This window comes from Streptomyces sp. NPDC004609 (assembly GCF_042873655.1).
GTDB lineage: Bacteria > Actinomycetota > Actinomycetes > Streptomycetales > Streptomycetaceae > Streptomyces.
The window spans coordinates 72372-93691 of the sequence record NZ_JBIALS010000002.1 but is presented as its reverse complement, the minus strand read 5'-3'; the positions used below and the strand labels follow the sequence as shown (position 1 = coordinate 93691).

Sequence of the window (21320 nt, the reverse complement as noted above, 5' to 3'; positions counted from 1 at the left end):
GTGCGGGAGGTGTCGGACGGCGAGGGGGCAAGAGGGGATCCGGCGGCCGGGAAGGTGGATGCCGCGGAGGGTCTGTGCACAGCGATGACCGAGTTCCTCAAATTTGACTACTGGAGCAACTGAGAGTCGCCGAGGGTACTCGACGACTCGCTCTGGCGTGACCTTCAGTGCTGTGATTCGACTCACAAATCCCTGGGTATCGGCTCGCGCATGCCCGCGCGGCGGGGCGGGTGTACTCAGCACCACCCCCGGCAGTGGGATTGCCCCCGGTGGGGCCCGGGGGGTGGCGTCATTCCCCGGAAAGGCCCCGCAAACCTACGTTTGCTCAGGTCAGAGCAGTCGCGCGAGCACCGCGCACGGCCCACAGACCGGAGACTTCCATGCCTCAGGCCACCGCCGCCTCCGCCAGGGAACCGCGGGCGGTCCCGACCGCCCCGGAGACGTCGACCGCGCGGAACACCGGCAGTGAGTTCGCACCCCTTCTGCGGGTCGTCAGGGAACAGGGACTTCTGGAGCACCGCACCGGTTGGTACATACGCGGTATCACCGTCAATCTGCTCGCCCTCGCCGCCGTCGTCAGCGGGATCGCCCTCGCCGGAGGTTCCTGGTGGGTGATCCTGCTCGCGCCGCTACTGGCTCTGTTCTCCACCCGGGCCGCCTTCTTCGGCCATGACGCGGGGCACGCGCAGATCACCGGGAACCGCCGCAGGAGCCGGATGACCCAGCTCGTCCACGCCAATCTGCTGCTCGGGATGAGTCAGGAGTGGTGGAACGACAAGCACAACCGCCACCACGCCAACCCGAACCACATCGACAAGGACCCCGATGTCGTTGCGGACATCCTCGTCTTCACCCAGAAGCAGGCCGTCGGGCGCACCGGGTTCCGCGGCTGGCTCACCCGCCATCAGGCCTGGCTGTTCTTCCCGCTCACGACTCTCGAAGGCATCGCGCTCAAGGTCTACGGCTTCCGCGCGGTGTTCTCCCGGGGCACGGCGGGGCAGGGGAGCGGATCGAGCCGGGCGGCCCGGAGCCGGGGCGTGGAGGCCGTACTCCTCCTCGTCCATGTCGCTGCGTACGCCGTGCTGCTGCTGAGCACCATGACCCTCGGCCGGGCACTGGTCTTCGCCCTCGTCCACCAGATGCTGCTCGGGCTCCATCTGGGCATGGCCTTCGCGCCGAACCACAAGGGGATGGAGATGCCCGACGAGGAGAGCGGCGAGCGCTGGGGTCATCTGCGCCGACAGGTCCTGACCTCGCGCAACGTCCGGGGCGGCCCGGTCACCGACTGGCTGCTGGGCGGTCTGAACTACCAGATCGAGCACCACCTCTTCCCGAGCATGCCCCGCCCCCACCTCAGGCTCGCCCAGCCGCTCGTACGCGCCCACTGCCGGTCGCTCTCCATCCCGTACACGGAAACGGGGCTCGCCGAGTCCTACCGGCAGGCGCTGAACCACATGCACGAGGTCGGCGAACCGCTGCGGTCCGACGCATAGTGGAACTGTGCGGTATTCCCGTACGTTCCACCGGCAGGAACGGCCCCTGGGCCGCGCGAGGAGGCGTCGAGATGTCGACACGTACGAAGCTCGTCATCGGGGGAGTGGCCGTCGGCCTTCTTCTGATGCCGTTGATCGGGTTCTGGTTCTCCCTGCTGGTCGTGCTCGGAGTGCCCACCGTGGCGTATCTGGCGCTCGACCCCGGGCAGCGCCGCAGGCTGCGCAGGATCTCCCGCAAGGAGATCGGCCGCTGAACGCACCACGCAGACCGGCCGGCTTTCCCTGTCCGCCCGCCGCGGGACCTGCCCGCGCCGGGCGGCGTCCGGGTCGGTCCGGGTGAGGCGCGTACGGCACCGGGGGTGAAGCCGTTGCCCGGCCGCCGAGGAGGCGGCCGGGCCGCTGTGCCCGGCGTCCGGGCCCTCCCGGGGCCCCGAGGAACAGGTCGCCCGTCGGGTGACGATCCGCAGGCGGGCCCGACCCGGACCCGGACGGGGAAGCACGACACAAGCGAGCCCTGGATCGCGGAAGCGGTACGGGCGCCGGGCGCGGTGGGGACGGGACCTTACGAGCGCGTGTGGCGGTCGTGGTCCGGAAGCGTGGGCGACGCGCCCGGCCCACACGGCCGGAGTGAGCGTGTACCGTGACGACTCCGGACGGCAGGGCGCAACCGGGCTCGGGCCGCCTCCGGAGCGCGGCGGGTGAGCCGTACATGGCCGTGGGGGCGCAGGCCCGGCGGTCGCTCGGGCGACACGCGGGGGCGAGGGCAGGGCCCCAGGACGACGGTACGGACCGGCCCGCCCTCCGCGCCGAGCCTCCGGCTCCCCGGAAATCTGTCCTGCGGACCGTCTCGTCCGTCCGGGACTTCGGCGGCAACGGCGCTCTAAGCTGCCGATGCCCGTCTCCCGGACGGGAGGAAGTCGGCGAACATTTTCGGTCCGGCACTCCTCGGCGCGAGGGCTAGTACGGCCGGACGGCCATCGCTTCGAGTGCTTCGAGGAGCCCCGGCAGCTCGGGCCCCCGGCCCAGCGGGAGCACCTCGCCGGGCTCCTCGTCGAGCAGGAAGAAGGCGATGTCGTCGGTTCTGGCGACCATGGACCAGCCCGGTCCGTCGGCGCGCAGGGTACGCGCGCCGCCGGGCGCGAAGCCGGAGCGGATCCGCCCCACGGGCGGCGGCGACTCCACATATCCGCGAGCCGACTCCAGCGCCCGCCTCAGCCCGGGATGAGGCTGCCCCGACTCCTCCTGGACGTCCTCCCCGTCCTGTCCCTCGGACGCTCCGGCCGGGGGAAGAGCGACATCATCGGCGATCTGCCGACGCCACTCGGCCCACTGGAGCGCGATCTCGTCGGCACCGAGCCGCCGCTGCGCCGGCCCCCATGCCTCACTGTCCGGCGGGGCGAGGGGAGTCAGGCCGTCGCACTCCCCGGGCGCCGGGTCATGCGGCTCCGGCAGCCCCGGCGCGGCGACCGCGAGAGCCAGCGGCCAGCCGGGCAGGGCGCTGACCACCGTGCGCTCGTCGGGGGACAGGTCGTGGTCCATACCGCAGTCCCACGACGCGATGGCGACGGCGACCATCGAGACATCGTCGATCGCCACGGTCCAGCGCGCACCACCGTAGTCCTGGCCCAGCACCAGCCCGTATCCATCGGCGTACGCCTCAAGGCCGAGTGCGGCGCACGCGGCGGGGAAGTCGTCACCGAGCACGCTCGGGAACTGCGCCGGCGTCAGAAGCACGGCGGTCAGCACATACAGCGCGTCGTCGTCGACGGTTTCCTCCGGCCCGGTCACATCACTTCTCCCTGCCCGATCGTGCCTGTCCGATCGCTCGTCGGCGCACCTTAACCAGTGAGTAACCCGGACGTCGAGACCTCTTGTACGGCGAAAAGGGCACAACCACCCGGGTGGGGCGGGTGCTTCAGCCGGCGGGCAGGCCGAGGAGGTTGCGGGCGACCTCCTGGGGGGACTCGTCCCGCTCCCGGGCGAGCACGATGACCGCACGGCACGCCAGCTCGTTTATCCCGAAGGACAGCGCCTCCGGCGACACCCAGGTCATGGCCGTGTCCATCTGGTCCTGATCGTCTTCGGCGCATCCCGACACATACGACGCGGCGGCCTCGAAGACATTGTGCCGCCGCGAGGGGGACGGGGTGACCGGTCCCGTCTCCGGGCGCCGTACGAGGGACCTGCGGAACCTGCGGAGTCTCCTGAACACCCGGACCACCTTCCCCAGGGGCGGCGGCCGCCGCCACCGATCTTTCACCTCTTCCATCCCCGCGCAGCGGTGGCTCCACGCCCATTAGGAGTAAACGGCTCCGGCGCGCGGTGCCTCACCGGCAGCGGGCGGGGCGCCCTCCGGACAGAGAACCCGCCCGGTCCGGGTCCCTGCCTCCCCTGCGACCGCCCCCGGTTGGGTCGGCACATCGGGCGATGAAACCGGGTTCAGCCCTTCGCATCGCCGGCTTCAGCCCCGGCGGACCGCCAGCACGAGAAACAGCGTGCCCTCGTCCGTGTAGGAGGTCATCCGCCAACCCGAACCGCCGAGCAGCCCTCGGAGGTTCGGCTCGGTCCGAAGGTCGTCCGCCGTGAGCTGCCGTCCCTGACGTGCGGCGAGGGCGGCCCGGCCGATCGGATGGAACAGGGCGAGCCTCCCTCCCGGCCGCACCACCCGCGCCAACTCCTCCAGATTCACCTCCGGCCTCGGCAGGTGAGCGATCAGGCCCGCGGCGAAGACCGCGTCGAGCACGCCGTCGCGCAATGGCAGCCGGGTCACATCCGCCAGCAGCAGTCGCCCTTCGCCGTCACGCCCCGCCCGCACGGCGGCTGCGAGCATGGCGGACGTCAGATCGACTCCGAGTACCGTGCCCCGGGGTCCGACCACCGCCCTCAGCGCCGGGAGCGCCCGCCCGGTGCCGCAGCCCGCGTCCAGTACCGTGTCCCCCTCGTGGAGCCCCAGCCGGCCCACGGCGGCCGCGTAGGCCGGTCCGTCGCCCCGGAACCGGGCGTCCCAGCCGGCGGCTCGGGCGGTGAAGAACTCCTGGACACGTGTGTGCTCGTCGGACATGGGGTCATGATCCCTCAGTGCCGCACCCGGCCGCGCGGTGCACACGTTCGACCTCGGCACGATCGTTCAGGAACGTATCTCTGTCATATTCCATCACCTTTCGAAATGCACCCCCGGCATGTGCCCCTACCAGGGCTAGCGTCCCTGAGCCATGGGACACTTGGACCACGCATCTTTCGGCTTGCTGACTCCTGTGCTGTCGTACGCGATGGCCGTGATCGGCGCTGCCCTGGGACTGCGCTGCACCGTACGCGCGCTCGCCGCGAGCGGCTCCTCACGGCGCAACTGGCTTCTGACAGCGGCCTCCGCGATCGGTACCGGCATCTGGACGATGCACTTCGTCGCGATGCTCGGCTTCTCCGTCCGCGGGACAGACATCCGATACAACGTTCCCCTCACCATCCTCAGTCTGGTCGTCGCGATGCTGGTCGTCGGCATCGGTGTGTTCTGTGTGGGCTACGGCCGCAACCGCGCCGGTGCCCTGCTGATCGGCGGACTCACCACCGGCCTGGGCGTGGCGAGCATGCACTACCTCGGCATGGCCGCCCTGCGGCTGCACGGCACGGTGCACTACGACCCGATGCTCGTCGCACTCTCCGTCGTCATCGCGGTGGTCGCCGCGACCGCGGCTCTCTGGGCCGCCATCAACATCAAGTCGCCGGTCGCGGTCGCCGTCGCCTCGCTGGTGATGGGTGCGGCGGTCAGCAGCATGCACTACACCGGTATGCGTGCCGTCAGCGTACGGACGGAGTCCACTGATATCGCCCTCTCCGGGGCCACCGCCATGCAGTTCATCTTTCCCCTCGCTGTCGGTCTCGGTTCCTACCTCTTCGTCACCGCGGCATTCGTCGCTCTCTCTCCGACGGCGCGGGAGCACTCCGTCCACCTCTCCGCCGAGCGGCCGACCGATCCCCGCGATCCCCTGGTCGCCGATCCGCCCGCGCCCGCCTCCGCAGCCACCGTCTGACCCCGATCCCGCCTGCCCGACCGGGCCGTCCGCCGGACCGCGCAACCCACCGAGCGGACCCGGCATCCGGACCGAACGCCGGGCTCCGGACAAACCGCCCCCACCCATCCGTCCGCCCACGACCCTGCCGTCACCCCAGTCCCGCATCCGGAACGAGGAGGCCATGCGCACACCCCGCAGGAACCAGGGCGCCGCCCCCGCGCCGCCACCGCCTGCCCCGGCCCCGCAACCGGTCCGCGGGCGACGCGCACACGCCGGGCGCCCCGCGGTCGAACACACCGGCCAGGAACCGCACGACCGCACCGCACGGCTGAGCGGCATTCCCCCGCGATCCGCCCTCTCGCACCGGCTCCGCCTGCCCCGCGCCCGGACCGTCCGGGCCAAAGTCATCTCCCTTCTGATGGTGCCTGTCATCTCCCTGCTGGCCCTCTGGGGATTCGCCACCGTCTCCACCGCACAGGACGTGTCGAGGCTGCGCCAGCTCCAGAGCCTCGAAGCCCAGGTGCGCGCACCCGTCTCCACCACCGTCACCGCCCTCCAGGCCGAACGGAGGGCGGCTGTCCGCCAGGTCGCCGCACCCTCCGAAGAGCGGGCCACCGCGCTCCGGCAGGAAGCCCGGCGAACCGACGAAGCCCTGCGGGAACTCCGCCTCGACACCGCCACGACGGTCGCTGCCGCGGACGGCATTCCGCCCGCCGTCGCGGCACGCGTCGAGCGCTTCGTCACGCGCGCAGAGAAGCTGCGGACTCTGCGCACCGCCGTCCTCGGCCGCACGGCGGACTGGGACGCCACCTTCGAGCAGTACACCTCTGTCGTCACCGACGCCTTCGACGTCTCGGGCGCGGTCGCCGGAGTCCATGACGCCGGTTCCGCCTCCGACGCCCGTGTCCTCCTGGAATTCGCCCGAGCCGGCGAAATGCTCGCCCAGGAGGACGCCCTCCTCGGCTCGGCACATCTCAGCAAGTCGATCACCACACAACGGCTCCGGCTCTACATCGGAGCCGTGGCAACCCGTAGGACTCTCACCGTATCCGCCGCAACCGATCTGCGGGGCCCCGAGCGGACAGCCTGGCGAGACCTCGCCAACCGGGGTGACTACAGCAGGCTCCAGGCGGCCGAGGACAAGGCGGTCGCGGCCGGCGCGGGCCGCAGGCGCGCCGCGGCCGTCCCCGCCGCCGACTGGGACAGGGCCCACATCGCGGTCGCCGAGGGCATGCGGGCCATCGAGACCACCGCCCACCGCAGTGCCGCCCACCGCACCGACCCCGTCCAGGACGGCCTTCTCACGCCGGCGGGAGCCGCCGTACTCCTGGGACTCGCCGCCGTCGTGGCGTCCCTGGTCATCTCCGTACGCATCGGCCGGGGCCTCGTCATCGAGCTCACCAGCCTCCGCAACACCGCCCTCGGCATCGCCCGCCAGAGGCTGCCCCAGGCCATGCGCCGACTGCGTACCGGCCAGGAGATCGACATCAGAGCCGAAGCACCGCTGGGACCACCGGCCGAGGACGAGATCGGACAGGTCGGCGAGGCGCTCGGCACCGTGCACCGGGCCGCCCTGCGAGCCGCGGTCGAGCGTGCCGAACTCGCGGGCAGCATCTCCGGCGTCTTCGTCAACCTCGCCCGCCGCAGCCAGGTCCTGGTACACCGTCAGCTCGCCCTGCTCGACACCATGGAGCGCCGTGCCGAGGACCCGGGCGAACTCGGTGACCTGTTCCGGCTCGACCATCTCACCACCCGGATGCGGCGGCACGCGGAGAGTCTGATCATCCTCTCGGGCGCCGCGCCGGGGCGGGCCTGGCGCATGCCCGTCCCGCTCACCAGCGTCGTGCGGGCAGCGGTCTCCGAAATCGAGGACTACGCGCGCGTGGAGGTCCGCCGGCTCTCCGAGACATCGGTGGCCGGAGCGGCGGTCGCCGACGTCACCCATATGCTGGCCGAGCTCGTCGAGAACGCCGCGCAGTTCTCGCCGCCGCACACCAAGGTGAGCGTCAGCGGTGAACCGGTCGGCAACGGCTACGCCCTGGAGATCGAGGACCGCGGTCTGGGGATGGGACCGGAGGTGCTCGCCGAGGCCAACCGCAGGCTGGGGGAGTCGGAGTCCCCCGACTTCTTCGACAGCGAGCGACTGGGCCTCTTCGTCGTCAGCAGGCTCGCACTGCGCCGGGACATCAAGGTCCATCTCCGGACCTCTCCTTACGGCGGCACAACCGCCGTGGTGCTGCTGCCGACCTCACTGCTCCAGAGCGCGCTCCCGGCACCCGAGGGCTCGCAGGCGCAGGCGCAGGCGGCCCGGGGCGCGGCACCCTCCGTACCGCCGTTCCCCGGCCCCGTCCCTGAGCCCGAGGGGCCCGCGGTACCCGCGCAGGCGCACCGGCCTGCCCTGGGGTCGCCGACCCCTGCTCGGCCGCAGCCCGCGGGCGTCACCGCCATGAGGCTGCGCAGCGCACCCCCGCTGCCCGACGAGGCCGAACTCCCGCGGCGGGTCAGGCAGGCGAATCTCGTCCCTCAGCTGAGGGACGGCCGCCCGGCTGAGAGGCCACCGGGCACCTCCGGCGGACCCGGGGACGACCCGGAGCGCACCCCCGAACACGTACGGGACCGGATGACGGCGTACCGCAACGGATGGGCGCGAGGCGGCGGCGCCCCGCCGGGCGCCCCCGTCCCGGACGGCCGTCCCCGGGGCGGTCCCCCTCAGGGCCCGCCCGCACCCGGCACCACCACCCACGGCACAGAAGGAGACAGCGCATGATCGACCACGACACGGTCCGGCGGGCCACGACGGGCCACCTCACCGGTGACCTGGACTGGCTCCTCGACGACCTCGTTCTCCGTATGGGCGAAGTCCGGCACGCGGTGGTGCTCTCCAACGACGGACTGGCGGTGGGTGCCTCGCAGCGGCTCTCCCGCGAGGACGCCGAGCACCTCGCGGCCGTCGCCTCCGGATTCCACAGCCTCGCCAAAGGGGCGGGACGGCATTTCGGAGCCGACGGCGTCCGCCAGACGATGGTGGAGATGGACGACGGCTTCCTCTTCGTCGCCGCGGCGGGAGAGGGCTCCTGCCTCGCCGTACTCACCTCCGTCGTCGCCGACATAGGGCTGATCGCCTACGAGATGGCCCGGCTCGTCGCCCGTGTCGGCGAGCATCTGCGCACCCCGCCGCGCGTCACCGCGACCTGAGAGATCACCGAGGCGACAGACCATGACCGAGCCGACAGGCACCGGCGCCCCCGGCAGCCACTGGTACGACGCGGAAGCCGGCCCGCTCGTCCGCCCCTATGCGATGACCGGAGGGCGGACCAGACCGGGGCCCGGCAACGTACGGTTCGACCTCATCGCGCTCGTCGACATCGCGGCCGACGGTCCCGGCCAGGCGGAGGAGAGCCTGCTGGGCCCCGAACACCGTGCCCTGCTGGAGCTGTGCCGCCATGAGACCCAGTCCGTGGCGGAACTGGCCGCCGACGCCGACCTGCCGGTGGGCGTCGTACGCGTACTCCTCGGGGACCTCCTGGAGGCAGGGCACGTCCGGGTCCGGCGCCCTGTGCCGCCCGCGCAGCTGCCCGACGAGCGCCTCCTCAGGGAGGTGATCGCGGGCCTGAGGGCGCTGTAGCCCCTTCCTGCCGACCCGGCACCGGGTGCCCCGGCCGGTCCTGGCGACGGGGCCCTCCGCCCGCGGCGGCCGCCCTACGCCCCGCCTACTCGCCGCCAGTCGTTTTCGGCCAGGGAGTACTCGACATCTCCGGACTCGGAGCCCTCGATGATATCCGGCCAGTCCTCGAAGAAGGTGCGGACATAGCGCATTCCCGCTTTTTCCATGACGCGCCGCGAACGGGTGTTGACCGCCATCGTCTTCGCGGTGACGAGCCGTACGCCGAGTTCGGTGAATCCCGTGCGGATGAGCGCGCGTGCCCCCTCCGTGGCATAGCCACGGCCCCAGAACTCCCTGCCCAGCCGGTATCCGAGTTCGACCACCTCCGCGCTGTCGTGTGCCGACGGCCGGAACTCGAACCAGCCGAGGAACCTCCCCGTGGCCCGTTCCTCGGCCGCCCAGTGACCGGGGCCGCCGATGCACGCGTAGTGCCGCAGCAGCCGGGGGAGGGACTCCGCCCGCACGGCCCGGCGTGTGGTGGGCCGTCCGCCGTTGAGGAAGCGTATGACCTCCGGGTCGTTCTCCAAGGCGAACAACTGGTCGAGATCGGCCTCGCCGAGGGCGCGCAGGGTCAGGCGTGCGGTTGTGAGGAGGACGGTCATGGCCCGATCCTCCGCACCCATGGGCACCACCCACCAGCGAATATCCGGGCGGCTCGGCGGGACGGACCCGGATCCGCCGGAAATGGCGGCGCCCGGCCCGTCCGGCGCCCGTGCCGGATGCCGTTCTCACAAGCGAAACCGGCCCGATTCAGAGAGAAGTGACAGATGGTCCAGAAAAGCTCTCAGCCGGATGGCGGCGAGACCGGCTCCCTCGCCTTGAAAATCCTGATTGCAGGCGGTTTCGGCGTAGGGAAGACAACGCTCGTCGGCGCCGTGAGCGAAATACGGCCCCTGCGCACCGAGGAACAACTCAGCCAGGTGGGCAGTGCGGTGGACGACACAGGCGGTGTCGACCACAAGACGACGACAACCGTCGCCATGGATTTCGGGCGTATCACCATTCGCTCCGGCCTGTCCCTCTATCTTTTCGGCACGCCCGGGCAGGACCGCTTCTGGTTTCTGTGGGACGACCTGTCCGAGGGAGCCCTCGGCGCGATCGTTCTCGCCGACACCCGGCGTCTCGTCGACTGCTTTCCCGCCGTCGACTACTTCGAGCACCGCGGGATCCCATTCGTTGTCGCAGTCAACTGTTTCTCCGGAGCGCGCGCATTCGGAGCCGAGGACGTTTCCCGGGCACTCGATCTGGACGGCGGAACACCGGTTGTCCTGTGCGATGCCCGGGATCGTGACTCCGGGAAGGAGGTACTTGTTCGCCTTGTTGGATATGCCGGTCGGATGTACACCGCAAGACTGCTTGATTCCGTCGGCTAACAACACCTTGCCCTGTGGTCTTCTGTACGAAAGGCTTACGGGCAACACGGGGAACGCGTGCGCGCGGGGAGGGATCAACCATGCCGATGGACAAAGGACTTGACTGGCTGCTCGACGATCTGACGAAGAGGATCGAGCACATCAGGCACGCGCTGGTGCTGTCCAACGACGGTCTGGTGACAGGGGCGAGTACCGGGCTGGCACGGGAGGACGCCGAGCACCTCGCCGCGGTCTCCTCCGGCCTGCACTCCCTCGCCCGCGGCTCCGGACGCCACTTCCGCGCGGGCAGGGCCCGCCAGACCATGGTCGAGTTCGACGAGGCGCTGCTGTTCGTCACCGCGGCCGGGGACGGCAGCTGCCTCTGTGTCCTCGGCGAGGCCGAGGCGGACGTCGGTCAGATCGCCTACGAGATGACCCTGATGGTCAACCGGGTCGGGGAACATCTCAGCGTCGAGGCCAGGCATCCCGGCGGAAGTACGGTCTGACCTGCGGATACTGCCTTGTCGGCCATCGGCGCCGGGGTCGTCTCGCGGAGTTTTCCACAGGCCGGGCGGGAGATCGCCGCGTCCGGCTATGGTCGTCACCGAGAGTATTCGTCGACTCACGGGGGAGACCGATCGTCATGGCAGGACAGGGAACACGGCAGGGGGAGACTCCGGGAGAGCGGGGAGCGCCGGACGCCTCGGAGGCTCCGGCGAAAGCGGCCGGGCGTGCGCCGCTGACACCGGGTCGCGCCGCTCACGCGCTCGATCTGAAGCGGGGGGAGTTCGATCTCGCCCTTCAGCTGGGGTACATCCGGACGGTCCCGGGTGCGAGTGGCGGTCCACCGGGAGTCGCTCACGAGGAGATCGACCGGCTGCGCCGCGCCGATTACCATCCCGACGCGCTACGGGAGCGGGTACGCACCGTGGGCACCGTGGAAGGCGCGGCACTGGTCACGATCAGTCCGGCGCGCTTCACCCGGCTCGCCCGCACCGGCCATTTCCCACCGATCCGCTTCTATCTGAACCGCTACCGCGCCGTTGTCTGGCTCTATCTCGCCGAGGAGCTGAGGGGCTTCGCGCTGACCCGCCCCGATCTGCTGACCGGAAGAGCACCGCAGGAGCTGCGGGCGATGCTGGAGGAGGGCGAGGACCGGCGCGCCCGCAACTGGCGCAGCAGACGCCTCGGATCGTATCTGCGGATGACGGAAGACCCCTGGGCGCGAGCGGCGGCCATCGCCTCCCTGCTCGATCCGGCCACTGTCGCCGATGCGGTGCCCGACGCCGATGAGCGGTCGCATCTGCGGGCTCTGCGGCCCGAGTTCGTTCCCGCCCGCCCGCAGTCGCCCGCTGCCCATGACGTGGTCGAGCGGCTGCTGCTGGCGGACCATCCGGACGAGATCCTGTGGCATCGGGTAAGCCTGGCGCAGGAGTTGCACGAGGCGCGGCGGGCTCGCCGCGCGCCCGGGCCCGCCGGAAGGCCCGCCGCCGTGAGTGCCGGGGTTCCCGCCCGGGACCGGGTTCCCGGTCCGGTCGGCCCCGACCCGGTCGGTGCTGATCCTGTCCCCGGCCCGGTGGGACCCGATCCGGTCCCGCCCCTGGCCGGCTCGGAACCGGTCTCCGGCCCGGCACGCTCGCTACCGGGCCTTCGCCCGGCCGGGCGCGGCACCGGCATCGGCACCGGGAAGGATCCGGGTGCGGACCCCACGACCTGTCGGCGTACGCCTCGGATTCCTCCGGATGTGCTCACGGGCGCGAATTCGGGGACCTTTCCGGGAGCGACATGGACCGCCGGTCCGCGGACGGTGTCCCGATGCGACCGGCGCACCCCCTCGCGCCGCCCGTGGCGCGGGCTCGGGCTCCTCGGGCGGCTGCGCTTCCGAAAGACGAGACCGCTGGTTTGAGGGCGAGACCGCTGGCTTGAGGTTCCGCTGTACCCCTCTGTGCCGGGCTGCGATCCGACCCGCACCCGTATGGCGGGTGGACCCGCTCCGGATCCCGTCGTTACGGCGATCGCCCGTGCATGCTTCCGGTGGCACCCCCACCGTCGGGCGTCAGGGCCTCCAGGCCCCGTATGCCGGCCGGACTGTTCCGGGGTTCCGGGATTCCGGGTTCGACTCCGTCACCGGGACGGCCGCCGGTCCCATGGAGACGGCCGGGCTCGCGGCTCGGAGGCCGCACCGAGGGCGTGCCAGGACCCCGACCGGGTGCCCGGGAGTGCCGTGACACGCCCGATACCCGCCCGGGCGGGAAGCCGGGCGGGCGACGGTGACAGCGCGGCTGGGCCTAGGAAGCGGCGTGCGGTACCGCCGGGACGGTGGCGCCGCCGCCCTCCTCCACCGCCTGCACCACGGCCTGGTGCAGTGCCCGGCTGTCGTCCTCCGAAGAGCAGGGCGTGGGACTGCCCGACATGGTGAACCAGTCGGACGCGCCGCTGTACTGAACAGCGACGCGCGCCTCACCACCGGCCCAGGTGGTGTGCACAGTCAGATCCCCGGTCAGTACGCCGACCTCGTCGGTGAGCACTCCTCCACGACCGGAATACACTCCGGTGGTCGTCCATGATGCCCAGCTCATCCTCCCAGGCTCGCACCGCTAGGCCATATGCGCGACTGATGTGCCGTGCCCAAATCGAAAATCCGGTCTCCCGGGCTTCCTCACGTTGTCCCCGCTGCCCTCACCGCACCGGCCCACGAGCATCACGGCGGCCCGTGGGCCCGGCCTTTCCCGTCCGTCGTGAAGCTGCGCTGTGGGCCCGCTTAAGAAATCCTCGATGGACTCCCCGGACCATGGTCGGCAGATTGGTGCAGGTCCGCCGACCGGCGCTGTCACGGTTTGCGGGGTCAGCTGTAGCTGTCCAGCCTGGCCGTACTCGTCCTTGGCCGTCCGACACCATGCCTGGAGCCGCCCTGATGAAGGCACTTGTCAAGCAGCATGCCGAGCCCGGCCTGTGGCTCATGGATGTGCCGGAGCCGGAGACCGGCCCGGGGGAAGTACTGATCAAGGTGCTGCGCACCGGGATCTGCGGCACCGATCTGCACATCCGTTCGTGGGACGCCTGGGCCCGCCGGGCGGTGAGCACCCCACGGATCCTGGGCCATGAGTTCGTCGGCGAGGTCGCGGCCGTCGGCCCGGACGCCGGGGACATCGCGGTGGGCGATGTGGTGAGCGGTGAGGGACACCTCGTCTGCGGCAAGTGTCGCAACTGCCTCGCGGGCCGCCGCCATCTGTGCCGCAGCACGGTCGGTCTCGGGGTCGGCCGGGACGGCGCGTTCGCGGAGTACGTCACACTGCCCGCGTCGAACGTCTGGGTCCACCGCACCCGGGTGGACCTGGACATCGCCGCGATCTTCGACCCTTTCGGGAACGCCGTGCACACCGCGCTCACCTTCCCGCTGGTCGGCGAGGACGTTCTGATCACCGGCGCCGGTCCGATCGGCATCATGGCCGCCGCCGTCGCCCGGCACGCCGGCGCGCGCAACGTCGTGATCACGGATGTGAGCGAGTCCCGCCTGGAGATCGCCCGGAAGGCGGGAGCCACCCTCGCGCTGAACGTCTCCGAGCACACCGTCGCCGACGCCCAGCATCTGCTCGCACTCAAGGAGGGGTTCGACATCGGCCTGGAGATGTCCGGCCGGCCCGAGGCCATGCGGGACATGGTCGACAACATGACCCACGGCGGCCGTATCGCCATGCTGGGCCTGCCCGCGCAGGAGTTCGCCGTCGACTGGTCCAGGATCGTCACGTCGATGATCACGGTCAAGGGCATCTACGGCCGTGAGATGTACGAGACCTGGTACGCCATGACCGTGCTCCTGGAAGCCGGGCTCGACCTCGGCCCGGTGATCACCGGCAGCTACGACTTCCGGGACTTCGACACCGCCTTCGACGAGGCCGCCACCGCGCGGAGCGGAAAGATCATCCTCGACTGGACCAGATGACACCGCCCCTCGACCCGCGCCCCCTCAACCCCCGACCCCCGACCCTTGAACCGCGGACCCGCCAACCCGCCCCGCGCGCTCGGCGCCCGGGCACCGCCCCGCCGACCGCCCCCCGCCACCCGCCGACCCCCGGCTCGCAACCACCCCAAGGGAGCACTCACCCATGTACGCGTCCGTCCGCGACGACCTCCGCGACACTCTCGACGAGATCCGCGAAGCCGGTCTCCACAAGCCCGAGCGGGTCATCGGCACCCCGCAGAGCGCCACCGTGTCCGTCGCCTCGGGCGAGGTGCTCAACTTCTGCGCCAACAACTACCTCGGCCTCGCCGACCACCCCCGGGTCATCGCCGCCGCGAAGGAGGCCCTGGACCGCTGGGGATACGGCATGGCCTCCGTACGATTCATCTGCGGCACCCAGGACGTGCACAAGGAGCTGGAGGCCCGGCTCTCCGCGTTCCTCGGCCAGGAGGACACGATCCTCTACTCCTCCTGCTTCGACGCCAACGGCGGTGTCTTCGAGACCCTCCTCGGTCCCGAGGACGCCGTCATCTCCGACGCCCTGAACCACGCCTCCATCATCGACGGCATCCGGCTCTCCAAAGCCCGCCGCCACCGATACGCCAACCGCGATCTGGACGAACTGGAGCAGCAGCTCAAGGAGACCCAGGACGCGCGCCGCAGGCTCGTCGTCACCGACGGCGTGTTCTCCATGGACGGCTATGTCGCGCCCCTCGCGGAGATCTGCGACCTCGCCGACCGCTATGACGCCCTGGTCATGGTCGACGACTCCCACGCCGTGGGCTTCGTGGGGCCCGGTGGCCGGGGCACTCCCGAGCTGGCCGGTGTCATGGACCGCGTCGACATCGTCACCGGCACCCTCGGCAAGGCCCTCGGCGGCGCGTCGGGCGGCTATGTCGCCGCGCGCGCCGAGATCGTCGCGCTCCTGCGCCAGCGCTCCCGTCCGTATCTCTTCTCCAACTCGCTCGCCCCGGTGATCGCCGCCGCCTCCCTCACGGTGCTCGACCTGCTGGAAACGGCCGATGACCTGCGCGAACGTCTGATCGAGAACACTGCCCTCTTCCGTCGCAGGATGACGGACGCCGGCTTCGAGATCCTGCCCGGCGACCACCCCATCGCCCCCGTCATGATCGGCGACGCGGCCGAAGCCGGCCGGATGGCCGAACTGCTCCTGGAACGCGGGGTCTACGTCATCGGCTTCTCCTACCCCGTCGTTCCCATGGGGCGGGCCCGGATCCGCGTCCAGCTCTCCGCCGCGCACTCACCGGACGACGTGGAGAAGGCCGTCGCCGCGTTCATCGACGCACGGAGGGAGCTGGGATAGATCCGGACGGGTACGGCTCAGTGCCCGCTGGCAGAATGACCACGTGATCGACCCCCGACGGCTGCGCATCCTGAGGGCCGTGGCGGACCACCGTACGGTGACCGCCGCGGCCTCCGCCCTCTACCTCACCCCCTCGGCCGTCTCCCAGCAGCTCAACACCCTCGAACAGGAGACCGGCCACGCCCTGCTCATCCGCAGCGGCAGAGGCGTTCGGCTGACGGCGGCGGGGGAGATCCTCCTCGCCCACACCCACACCGTGCTGGCCCAGCTGGAACAGGCCGAGGCCGAGCTGGCGGCGTACGCGGGCGGCACCTCCGGAGACGTCACCGTCGCGGCCTTCGCCACCGGCATCGCCGAGGTCGTCGCCCCGGCGATCGGCATCCTGGCCGAGGGCCACCCCGGGATCCGGATCCGCGTCCGGGACGCCGAGGGCGACGAGAGCCTTCCTCTGGTCCTCGACGGCGAGGCGGATCTCGCGGTCGCCGTCGAGTACCGCGGGGCACCCGGCGCCGACGATCCGCGGCTGGCCCGCGTCCCGCTCCACGCGGAGCCCTTCGACGCGGTCCTCCGTGCCGGCCACCCGCTCGGTGTGAACGACCGGATCGAACTCGCCGCCCTCGCCGACAGCGACTGGATCGGTCCCTACCCCGGCAACCCCTGCCACGACATGGTGCTGCTGGCCTGCGAGCTGGCCGGCTTCCAGCCCCGTCTGGTCCACTCCTCCGACGACTTCCGCGCGGTGGTGGCGCTCGCCGGGGCGGGCGCGGGGGTGGCGCTCGTACCCCGTTCGGCGCTGCGGGGTATGGAGCTGAAGGGCGCCGTCGTACGCCCGGTGTCCGGCCCGGCGACGACCCGCAGGGTGTTCGCGGCGGTGCGCCGGGGAGCGGAACGGCATCCCCTGATCGGCCCGGTCCTGTCGGCCCTCTCCCGTTCGGCGTCCGACCTGGCCCCGGCACCCGCCTGAGCCAGTGCGACAACCGCGTGCCACGCGCGGACGGGTCCCGCTCGGCGGGATCGCCACCCGGACGGACGCCCACCACGCGAATCGCTCACCCACCGGGCCGAACCGCCCGGCCTTGCGGACCGCCCGACGTCCCGAACGGCTCGACCGGCCGAACACTCAACCGCCCGGCGGAAGCAGGGCGGCGCGCAGCCCCGTGTCGAGGTCCGTGGTCGCGCCCTCCCGGTACGCGCGCTCGTAGACCGCGTCGCCGACCCCGGCCCGCGCCGCCCGTTCACATGCCTCGCGCACCGCCTGCAGCTCCGGGGTGCCGCGCTGGGGGTGGCCGACGGTGCTCCAGAACGCCTGGCCCGTTCCGTACACCCGGCCCGCCCGTCTGCCGTCGCCGCCCGCGGCGATCGCCGCGGCGAGGACGTCCAGACCGAGCGCGATGCCGAAACTGTCCCCGAGGCCCTTCTTGCATGCGAGCATGGCCCGCGCGTACTCGGCCGCCTCCCGCGGTTCTCCCGCGAAGAGCGTGATCAGGCTCAGCTGGTAGTCGAGATAGGCACGCGTCCAGGACTCGCCGCGGGTCACACAGCCGTGCCGCAGTCGCAGCGCGTGCTCACGCGCCTCGGGCAGCCGGCCGAGACCCGTCAGCGCGAAGACCCGGACGAGATGGCAGCGCAGCCGTGACGGCGAGTCGAACGGGCGGCCCCCCGCCGCGTCCAGCGCCCGCGCCGCCGTCTGCTCCGCTTCGAGGGGACGGCCCGTCAGCAGGGCGATGAGGCCACTGAGATACGCCGCCGAGAGCGCGCCCTCCGCGCTGTCGTCGAGTTGGGCGGAACGGGTGCAGGCGTCGCTGACACGCTGAGCCGTCCCGTACTCGCCCTGCAGTGTGATCGTGACCCCGAGGGCCCAGAGCGCCCGGGTCCGGTCGGGCCCCTGCCCGGTGTGGGCGGTCAGCGTCCGCTCCAGATAGTCACGGGCCTCGTGCAGATGGCCGCAGCAGCTCCAGAAGAACCCGAGCAGCCCGGCGAGCCGGAGGGCGTGCCGGGGCGAGTCGGTGAGGAAGTGGTCGAGCGCCGCGCACAGCTCGGTGTGGGCGGCGCTGATCCTGCGGTACCAGCGGGCCTGTCCGGGGCCCAGCCACTCACTCTCGGCCCGGAGCACGAGACGCAGATGATGGGCGGCGTGGCGCCGCGCCACCATGGTCTCCTCCTCCAGCGCGCACAGCCACAGCCGGCCGTACTCCCGGATCGTGCCGAGCATGCGGAAGCGGATGGCGTCACCGGCCCGCACGGACCTCAGCACCGACACGGAGACCAGCCGTTCCAGCAGCGGGCCGATCAGTGCGGCGTCCAGGGGTCCACCCGCGCACACGGACCGCGCGGACGCCTCGTCGAAGTCCCCTCGGAACACGGTCAGGCGCGCCCACAGCAGCCGTTCGAGCGGTGCGCACAGTTCATGGCTCCAGCCGATGGCCGTCCGCATCGTCCGGTGGCGCTCCGGTCGTACATCGACGTCCTCGGCGGCCTCCAGCACGTCGAAGCGTGAGACGAGCCGGTCGGCGACCTCCTCGACACCCGTACGAGCTGCCTGGGCCGCGGCCAGTTCCAGTGCCAGCGGGATGCCTTCGAGCCGTTGGCAGATCCGTGCCGACGCGGCCACGATCCGTCCCGCGTCGCGCGTCCCCGGGCCGGGGGAGTCCGCACCACCGGAACCATCCGTGTCCGGACCACCCGGTCCTTCGGCCGCGCCTGTGCCCGTGTCCGCGTCCGTGCCCGTGTCCGGTGAACCGCCGGCACCCGACCGCCCCGGGCCGGACGCGCCCCCGCCCGTATCCGCCCGCTCCTTCGAACCCGCCGGATCCGTACCGCGCCCGTCCGCACGACGTACATCCGCCTCCCGGCCGGGCGCGGCCGGATCCGGCCCCGGCGGATCGGGCAGATCCGGTCCGGGCGCATCCGCCACCGGCGCGCCGCCACCGGTCCTCCGCGCCGAGGCCAGCCGCTGGGTGAACAGCTCCAGCGCGTCCGGCCCGTGCACGGACAGGGGTTCCACGTCGATCAGGCGCTCGGCGTCCAGTCCCAGGGGCTCTCGGCTCGTGGTGAGCACGGTCAGTCCCGGAACCGTGGTGAGCAGATCCCCGAGCAGCGCCCGGCACGCCGCGACGAGGTGCTCACAGGAGTCCAGCACCAGCAGCAGCCTCTTCTCCGCGAGCCACTCGCACAGGGCGTCGACCGGCATCCGGGGGGTGTGGTCGAAGAGGGCGCACGCTTCCGAGACGGTGGTCAGCAGCAGCCGGTCCCCCTGCAGCGGGGAGAGTTCCACCCACGCCACTCCCTGGGGATAGCGGTCGGCCGCCCGCCGCGCTGCGCGCAGCGCCAGCCGTGACTTGCCCACTCCGCCGCTGCCGACGAGAGTGATCAGACGGTGCTTCTCCAGTGCGCGGTCGAGGCGGAACAGCTCCCATTCGCGTCCGACGAAACTGGTCGATTCCTCGGGTAAGTTGCCCAGCATCCGCCCAGTCTCGCGTATTTCGTGCACACTTGGCCTACTCACGGGACTGGCGCTCGCGCACCGGTATGGGCCCGTCGACAGGTGTGCCCCTGGCATCAGGGGCGCTCCGCGCGGGCGTCCGTCAGGATCGCGCCGCCACGGCCTCGTCGTCGACCTGCGGCCGGTTGCCGGTGCCCGAGCCGTGATCTGGTGGAGATGACACCCCGCCGGGCTCACCAGGTCTTGCCGGCCTGCTCCCGGGTCGTGTGGTTGATCCGGTTGAAGAAGTTGGTCATCGCGATGTTCAGGATGATCGCGGACAACTGCTTCTCGTCGAAGTGAGCAGCGGCGGCTTCCCAGATGTCGTCCGTCACGCCCGGCGCGCCGTCCTGGATACGGGTGGCGGCCTCGGCCAGCGCGAGCGCCGCCCGCTCCTTCTCGGTGAAGAGGGCCGTCTCGCGCCATGTCACCACGCTGTGCAGCCGCTCCTCTGTCTCTCCGTGTTTCTTCGCCGAATGAACCCCGGCATATACGCACGGGCTGCAACCGTTGATCTGGCTGGCGCGGAGGTGGACCAGCTCAAGCACGAGCGGGTCGACGCCACCGGCGTGAATCGCTTTGTTGAGGTGGTGAATTGCTGTGAATATGTCGGGACTACCCGAGCTCTTCATGCGTGCTTCCAACAGTCCTGCTCCTTCATCGGTTACCTGGGCCGGTCCGGGCCCGTCATTACCCATGACGGAGCAGATCCGAGGAAGGTAACAACATGTCCGACACCAGCCCTGCGGACCCGGTGGCCGAGGCTTTCGAGGTCCAGCGCGACCGTCTGCGCGCGGTCGCCTACCGCATGCTCGGATCGCACGCCGACGCCGAGGACGTGGTCCAGGAGGCCTGGCTGCGGCTCTCCCGCCAGGACACGGAGACCATCCACAACCTCGCGGGCTGGCTGACCACGGTGGTCGGCCGGATCAGCCTCGACGTCCTGCGATCGCGCCAGGCCCACCCTGAGGCGTCCTACGACGACCGGCTGCCCGAGCTCGTCGTGACGGTCGACGACGGCCCTGCGCCGGAGGACGACGTGGCGCTCGCCGACTCGGTCGGGCTCGCGCTCCTCGTCGTTCTTGAGTCGCTCCGGCCGAGCGAGCGGCTGGCGTTCGTGCTGCACGACCTGTTCGCGGTGCCGTTCGACGAGATCGGCCGGATCCTCGGCAAGTCCACCGACGCAACCAAGATGCTCGCCAGCCGCGCCCGCAGGAAGGTTCAGGCGACCGAGCGGCCTCCGGTCGTCGGACGGGAGCAGCGAGAGGTGGCCCAGGCCTTCCTGAACGCGGCTCGCCACGGCGACTTCGAAGAGTTGCTGCGCGTGCTCGACCCCGAGGTGAGGCTGACCGTCCACACCTCCGATGGCGTGGTCGTCACCCTCGGCGCCACCAAGGTCGCCGCCGGCGCGCAACTGTCCGCCGGCGCAGCCGCACGGGGGCAAGCGGTACTCGTCAACGGCCTTCCCGGGTTCGCGTCCTGGCGCGAGGACGGCACCCCGCTCTCGGTCATCGCGTTCACCGTCGTCGACGGTCGGATCACCGGCATCACGGTGGTGACCGACCCGGCCAGGCTCGCGTCGATGGACCTGCCGGATCCGGCGTGAGCCACTGCCGAGGCGGTCGCCGCGGTGCGGGTGGGCGGCGCTCGTCACATGGCTTCAGGCGGCGCGTGAAGCGTCGGCGAGTCCACGCGGCAGCGCTGCCAGGACGGAGCAGACACCTACGAGGTCCAGGCGTGGGGCGCGCCCTACATGCGTGCCGGATGGGGCGGCGGACTGGTGGTCGGCACGCTGCCCCGTGCCCTGGCGCCGACGTCAGGGGCTGCGGGTGGCGTTCTCGTACGCGGCGATCGGGCTGGTGCGGCCCAGGCCGGCGACCACGTGGTCGTGGCCGTCGCGGTCGGTGCCGTAGACGAGGACGCCGGCGTTGCCGAGGTTGTCGTACGGCTCGACTCAGGTAGCCGGCAGGTGCGTAGCAGGGGGAACGACGGTGGAGCGCCGTACGGGCGCGGGCCGGAGCCGGATCGTGGTCGC

General features: G+C 71.4%; 20 protein-coding genes. 13 read left to right on the top strand and 7 right to left on the bottom strand.

The features are described 5' to 3' along the window. The first annotated feature begins 380 nt into the window (after window positions 1-380). On the top strand, window positions 381-1493 hold the full coding sequence (locus ACFYT4_RS02280) for a fatty acid desaturase family protein (protein ID WP_389264408.1): 1113 nt from the start codon (window positions 381-383) through the stop codon (window positions 1491-1493). Window positions 1494-1564: 71 nt separating this feature from the next. Next, on the top strand, window positions 1565-1747 hold the full coding sequence (locus tag ACFYT4_RS02275) for a hypothetical protein (protein WP_389264406.1): 183 nt from the start codon (window positions 1565-1567) through the stop codon (window positions 1745-1747). A 703-nt stretch (window positions 1748-2450) separates the two neighbouring features. On the opposite strand, the gene ACFYT4_RS02270 is transcribed toward ACFYT4_RS02275, so the two are convergent. From ACFYT4_RS02270 to ACFYT4_RS02260, 3 genes are all read right to left on the bottom strand, one after another. Then, the gene (locus ACFYT4_RS02270; protein ID WP_389264404.1) at window positions 2451-3281 is read right to left on the bottom strand and encodes a hypothetical protein; all 831 of its coding nucleotides are present in this window, start codon (window positions 3279-3281) and stop codon (window positions 2451-2453) included. 127 nt (window positions 3282-3408) lie between these two features. After that, a complete protein-coding gene (locus ACFYT4_RS02265) occupies window positions 3409-3705 on the bottom strand; it encodes a hypothetical protein (RefSeq protein WP_389264402.1) in 297 nt (98 codons plus the stop codon). Between the two features lie 249 nt (window positions 3706-3954). After that, window positions 3955-4554 carry a class I SAM-dependent methyltransferase gene (locus ACFYT4_RS02260; RefSeq protein ID WP_389264400.1) on the bottom strand — a complete coding sequence of 200 codons (600 nt, stop codon included), beginning with the start codon at window positions 4552-4554 and terminating at the stop codon, window positions 3955-3957. 151 nt (window positions 4555-4705) lie between these two features. Here ACFYT4_RS02260 and ACFYT4_RS02255 point away from each other — a divergent pair, with 151 nt between their 5' ends. The 4 genes from ACFYT4_RS02255 (at window position 4706) to ACFYT4_RS02240 (ending at window position 9128) form a co-directional block, all read left to right on the top strand. Then, window positions 4706-5521, top strand: coding sequence for an MHYT domain-containing protein (locus tag ACFYT4_RS02255; RefSeq protein ID WP_389264398.1), 816 nt, complete (start codon window positions 4706-4708; stop codon window positions 5519-5521). Between the two features lie 163 nt (window positions 5522-5684). Beyond that, window positions 5685-8270, top strand: a complete 2586-nt coding sequence (locus tag ACFYT4_RS02250; RefSeq protein ID WP_389264396.1) for a nitrate- and nitrite sensing domain-containing protein — start codon at window positions 5685-5687, stop codon at window positions 8268-8270. Beyond that, complete coding sequence (locus ACFYT4_RS02245) at window positions 8267-8698, top strand: roadblock/LC7 domain-containing protein (RefSeq protein WP_389264395.1); 432 nt, start codon at window positions 8267-8269, stop codon at window positions 8696-8698. The genes ACFYT4_RS02250 and ACFYT4_RS02245 overlap by 4 nt, the downstream gene beginning before the upstream one ends. A 22-nt stretch (window positions 8699-8720) precedes the next feature. Beyond that, entirely contained in the window at window positions 8721-9128 is a 408-nt protein-coding gene (locus tag ACFYT4_RS02240; protein ID WP_389264393.1) for a DUF742 domain-containing protein, read from the top strand. A gap of 74 nt (window positions 9129-9202) precedes the next feature. On the opposite strand, the gene ACFYT4_RS02235 is transcribed toward ACFYT4_RS02240, so the two are convergent. Further along, window positions 9203-9769 (bottom strand): GNAT family N-acetyltransferase, encoded by a 567-nt coding sequence (locus ACFYT4_RS02235; RefSeq protein ID WP_389264391.1) that lies wholly within the window; start codon window positions 9767-9769, stop codon window positions 9203-9205. Window positions 9770-9934: 165 nt separating this feature from the next. Here ACFYT4_RS02235 and ACFYT4_RS02230 point away from each other — a divergent pair, with 165 nt between their 5' ends. The 3 genes from ACFYT4_RS02230 to ACFYT4_RS02220 all read left to right on the top strand — a co-directional run bounded on the left by ACFYT4_RS02230 (window position 9935) and on the right by ACFYT4_RS02220 (window position 12425). After that, window positions 9935-10540 carry an ATP/GTP-binding protein gene (locus ACFYT4_RS02230; RefSeq protein WP_389264389.1) on the top strand — a complete coding sequence of 202 codons (606 nt, stop codon included), beginning with the start codon at window positions 9935-9937 and terminating at the stop codon, window positions 10538-10540. An 80-nt stretch (window positions 10541-10620) separates the two neighbouring features. After that, window positions 10621-11025 carry a roadblock/LC7 domain-containing protein gene (locus ACFYT4_RS02225; RefSeq protein WP_389264387.1) on the top strand — a complete coding sequence of 135 codons (405 nt, stop codon included), beginning with the start codon at window positions 10621-10623 and terminating at the stop codon, window positions 11023-11025. A 137-nt stretch (window positions 11026-11162) separates the two neighbouring features. Further along, entirely contained in the window at window positions 11163-12425 is a 1263-nt protein-coding gene (locus tag ACFYT4_RS02220; protein WP_389264385.1) for a DUF6397 family protein, read from the top strand. A 382-nt stretch (window positions 12426-12807) separates the two neighbouring features. Here ACFYT4_RS02220 and ACFYT4_RS02215 read toward each other — a convergent pair whose 3' ends face one another. Next, complete coding sequence (locus ACFYT4_RS02215; protein WP_389264383.1) at window positions 12808-13098, bottom strand: hypothetical protein; 291 nt, start codon at window positions 13096-13098, stop codon at window positions 12808-12810. A gap of 335 nt (window positions 13099-13433) precedes the next feature. On the opposite strand from ACFYT4_RS02215, the gene tdh reads away from it, so the two are divergent. The 3 genes from tdh to ACFYT4_RS02200 all read left to right on the top strand — a co-directional run bounded on the left by tdh (window position 13434) and on the right by ACFYT4_RS02200 (window position 16768). Next, window positions 13434-14462 (top strand): L-threonine 3-dehydrogenase, encoded by a 1029-nt coding sequence (tdh, locus tag ACFYT4_RS02210; protein WP_389264381.1) that lies wholly within the window; start codon window positions 13434-13436, stop codon window positions 14460-14462. A gap of 163 nt (window positions 14463-14625) precedes the next feature. Continuing rightward, window positions 14626-15804, top strand: a complete 1179-nt coding sequence (locus tag ACFYT4_RS02205; RefSeq protein ID WP_389264379.1) for a glycine C-acetyltransferase — start codon at window positions 14626-14628, stop codon at window positions 15802-15804. Between the two features lie 43 nt (window positions 15805-15847). Then, entirely contained in the window at window positions 15848-16768 is a 921-nt protein-coding gene (locus tag ACFYT4_RS02200; RefSeq protein WP_389264377.1) for a LysR family transcriptional regulator, read from the top strand. 156 nt (window positions 16769-16924) lie between these two features. Here ACFYT4_RS02200 and ACFYT4_RS02195 read toward each other — a convergent pair whose 3' ends face one another. Continuing rightward, on the bottom strand, window positions 16925-19267 hold the full coding sequence (locus tag ACFYT4_RS02195; RefSeq protein ID WP_389264376.1) for an NB-ARC domain-containing protein: 2343 nt from the start codon (window positions 19265-19267) through the stop codon (window positions 16925-16927). A 212-nt stretch (window positions 19268-19479) separates the two neighbouring features. Next, window positions 19480-19929 carry a carboxymuconolactone decarboxylase family protein gene (locus ACFYT4_RS02190; RefSeq protein ID WP_389264375.1) on the bottom strand — a complete coding sequence of 150 codons (450 nt, stop codon included), beginning with the start codon at window positions 19927-19929 and terminating at the stop codon, window positions 19480-19482. An 83-nt stretch (window positions 19930-20012) separates the two neighbouring features. Here ACFYT4_RS02190 and ACFYT4_RS02185 point away from each other — a divergent pair, with 83 nt between their 5' ends. After that, window positions 20013-20891 carry a sigma-70 family RNA polymerase sigma factor gene (locus tag ACFYT4_RS02185; RefSeq protein ID WP_389264374.1) on the top strand — a complete coding sequence of 293 codons (879 nt, stop codon included), beginning with the start codon at window positions 20013-20015 and terminating at the stop codon, window positions 20889-20891. Window positions 20892-21320 lie beyond the last annotated feature (429 nt).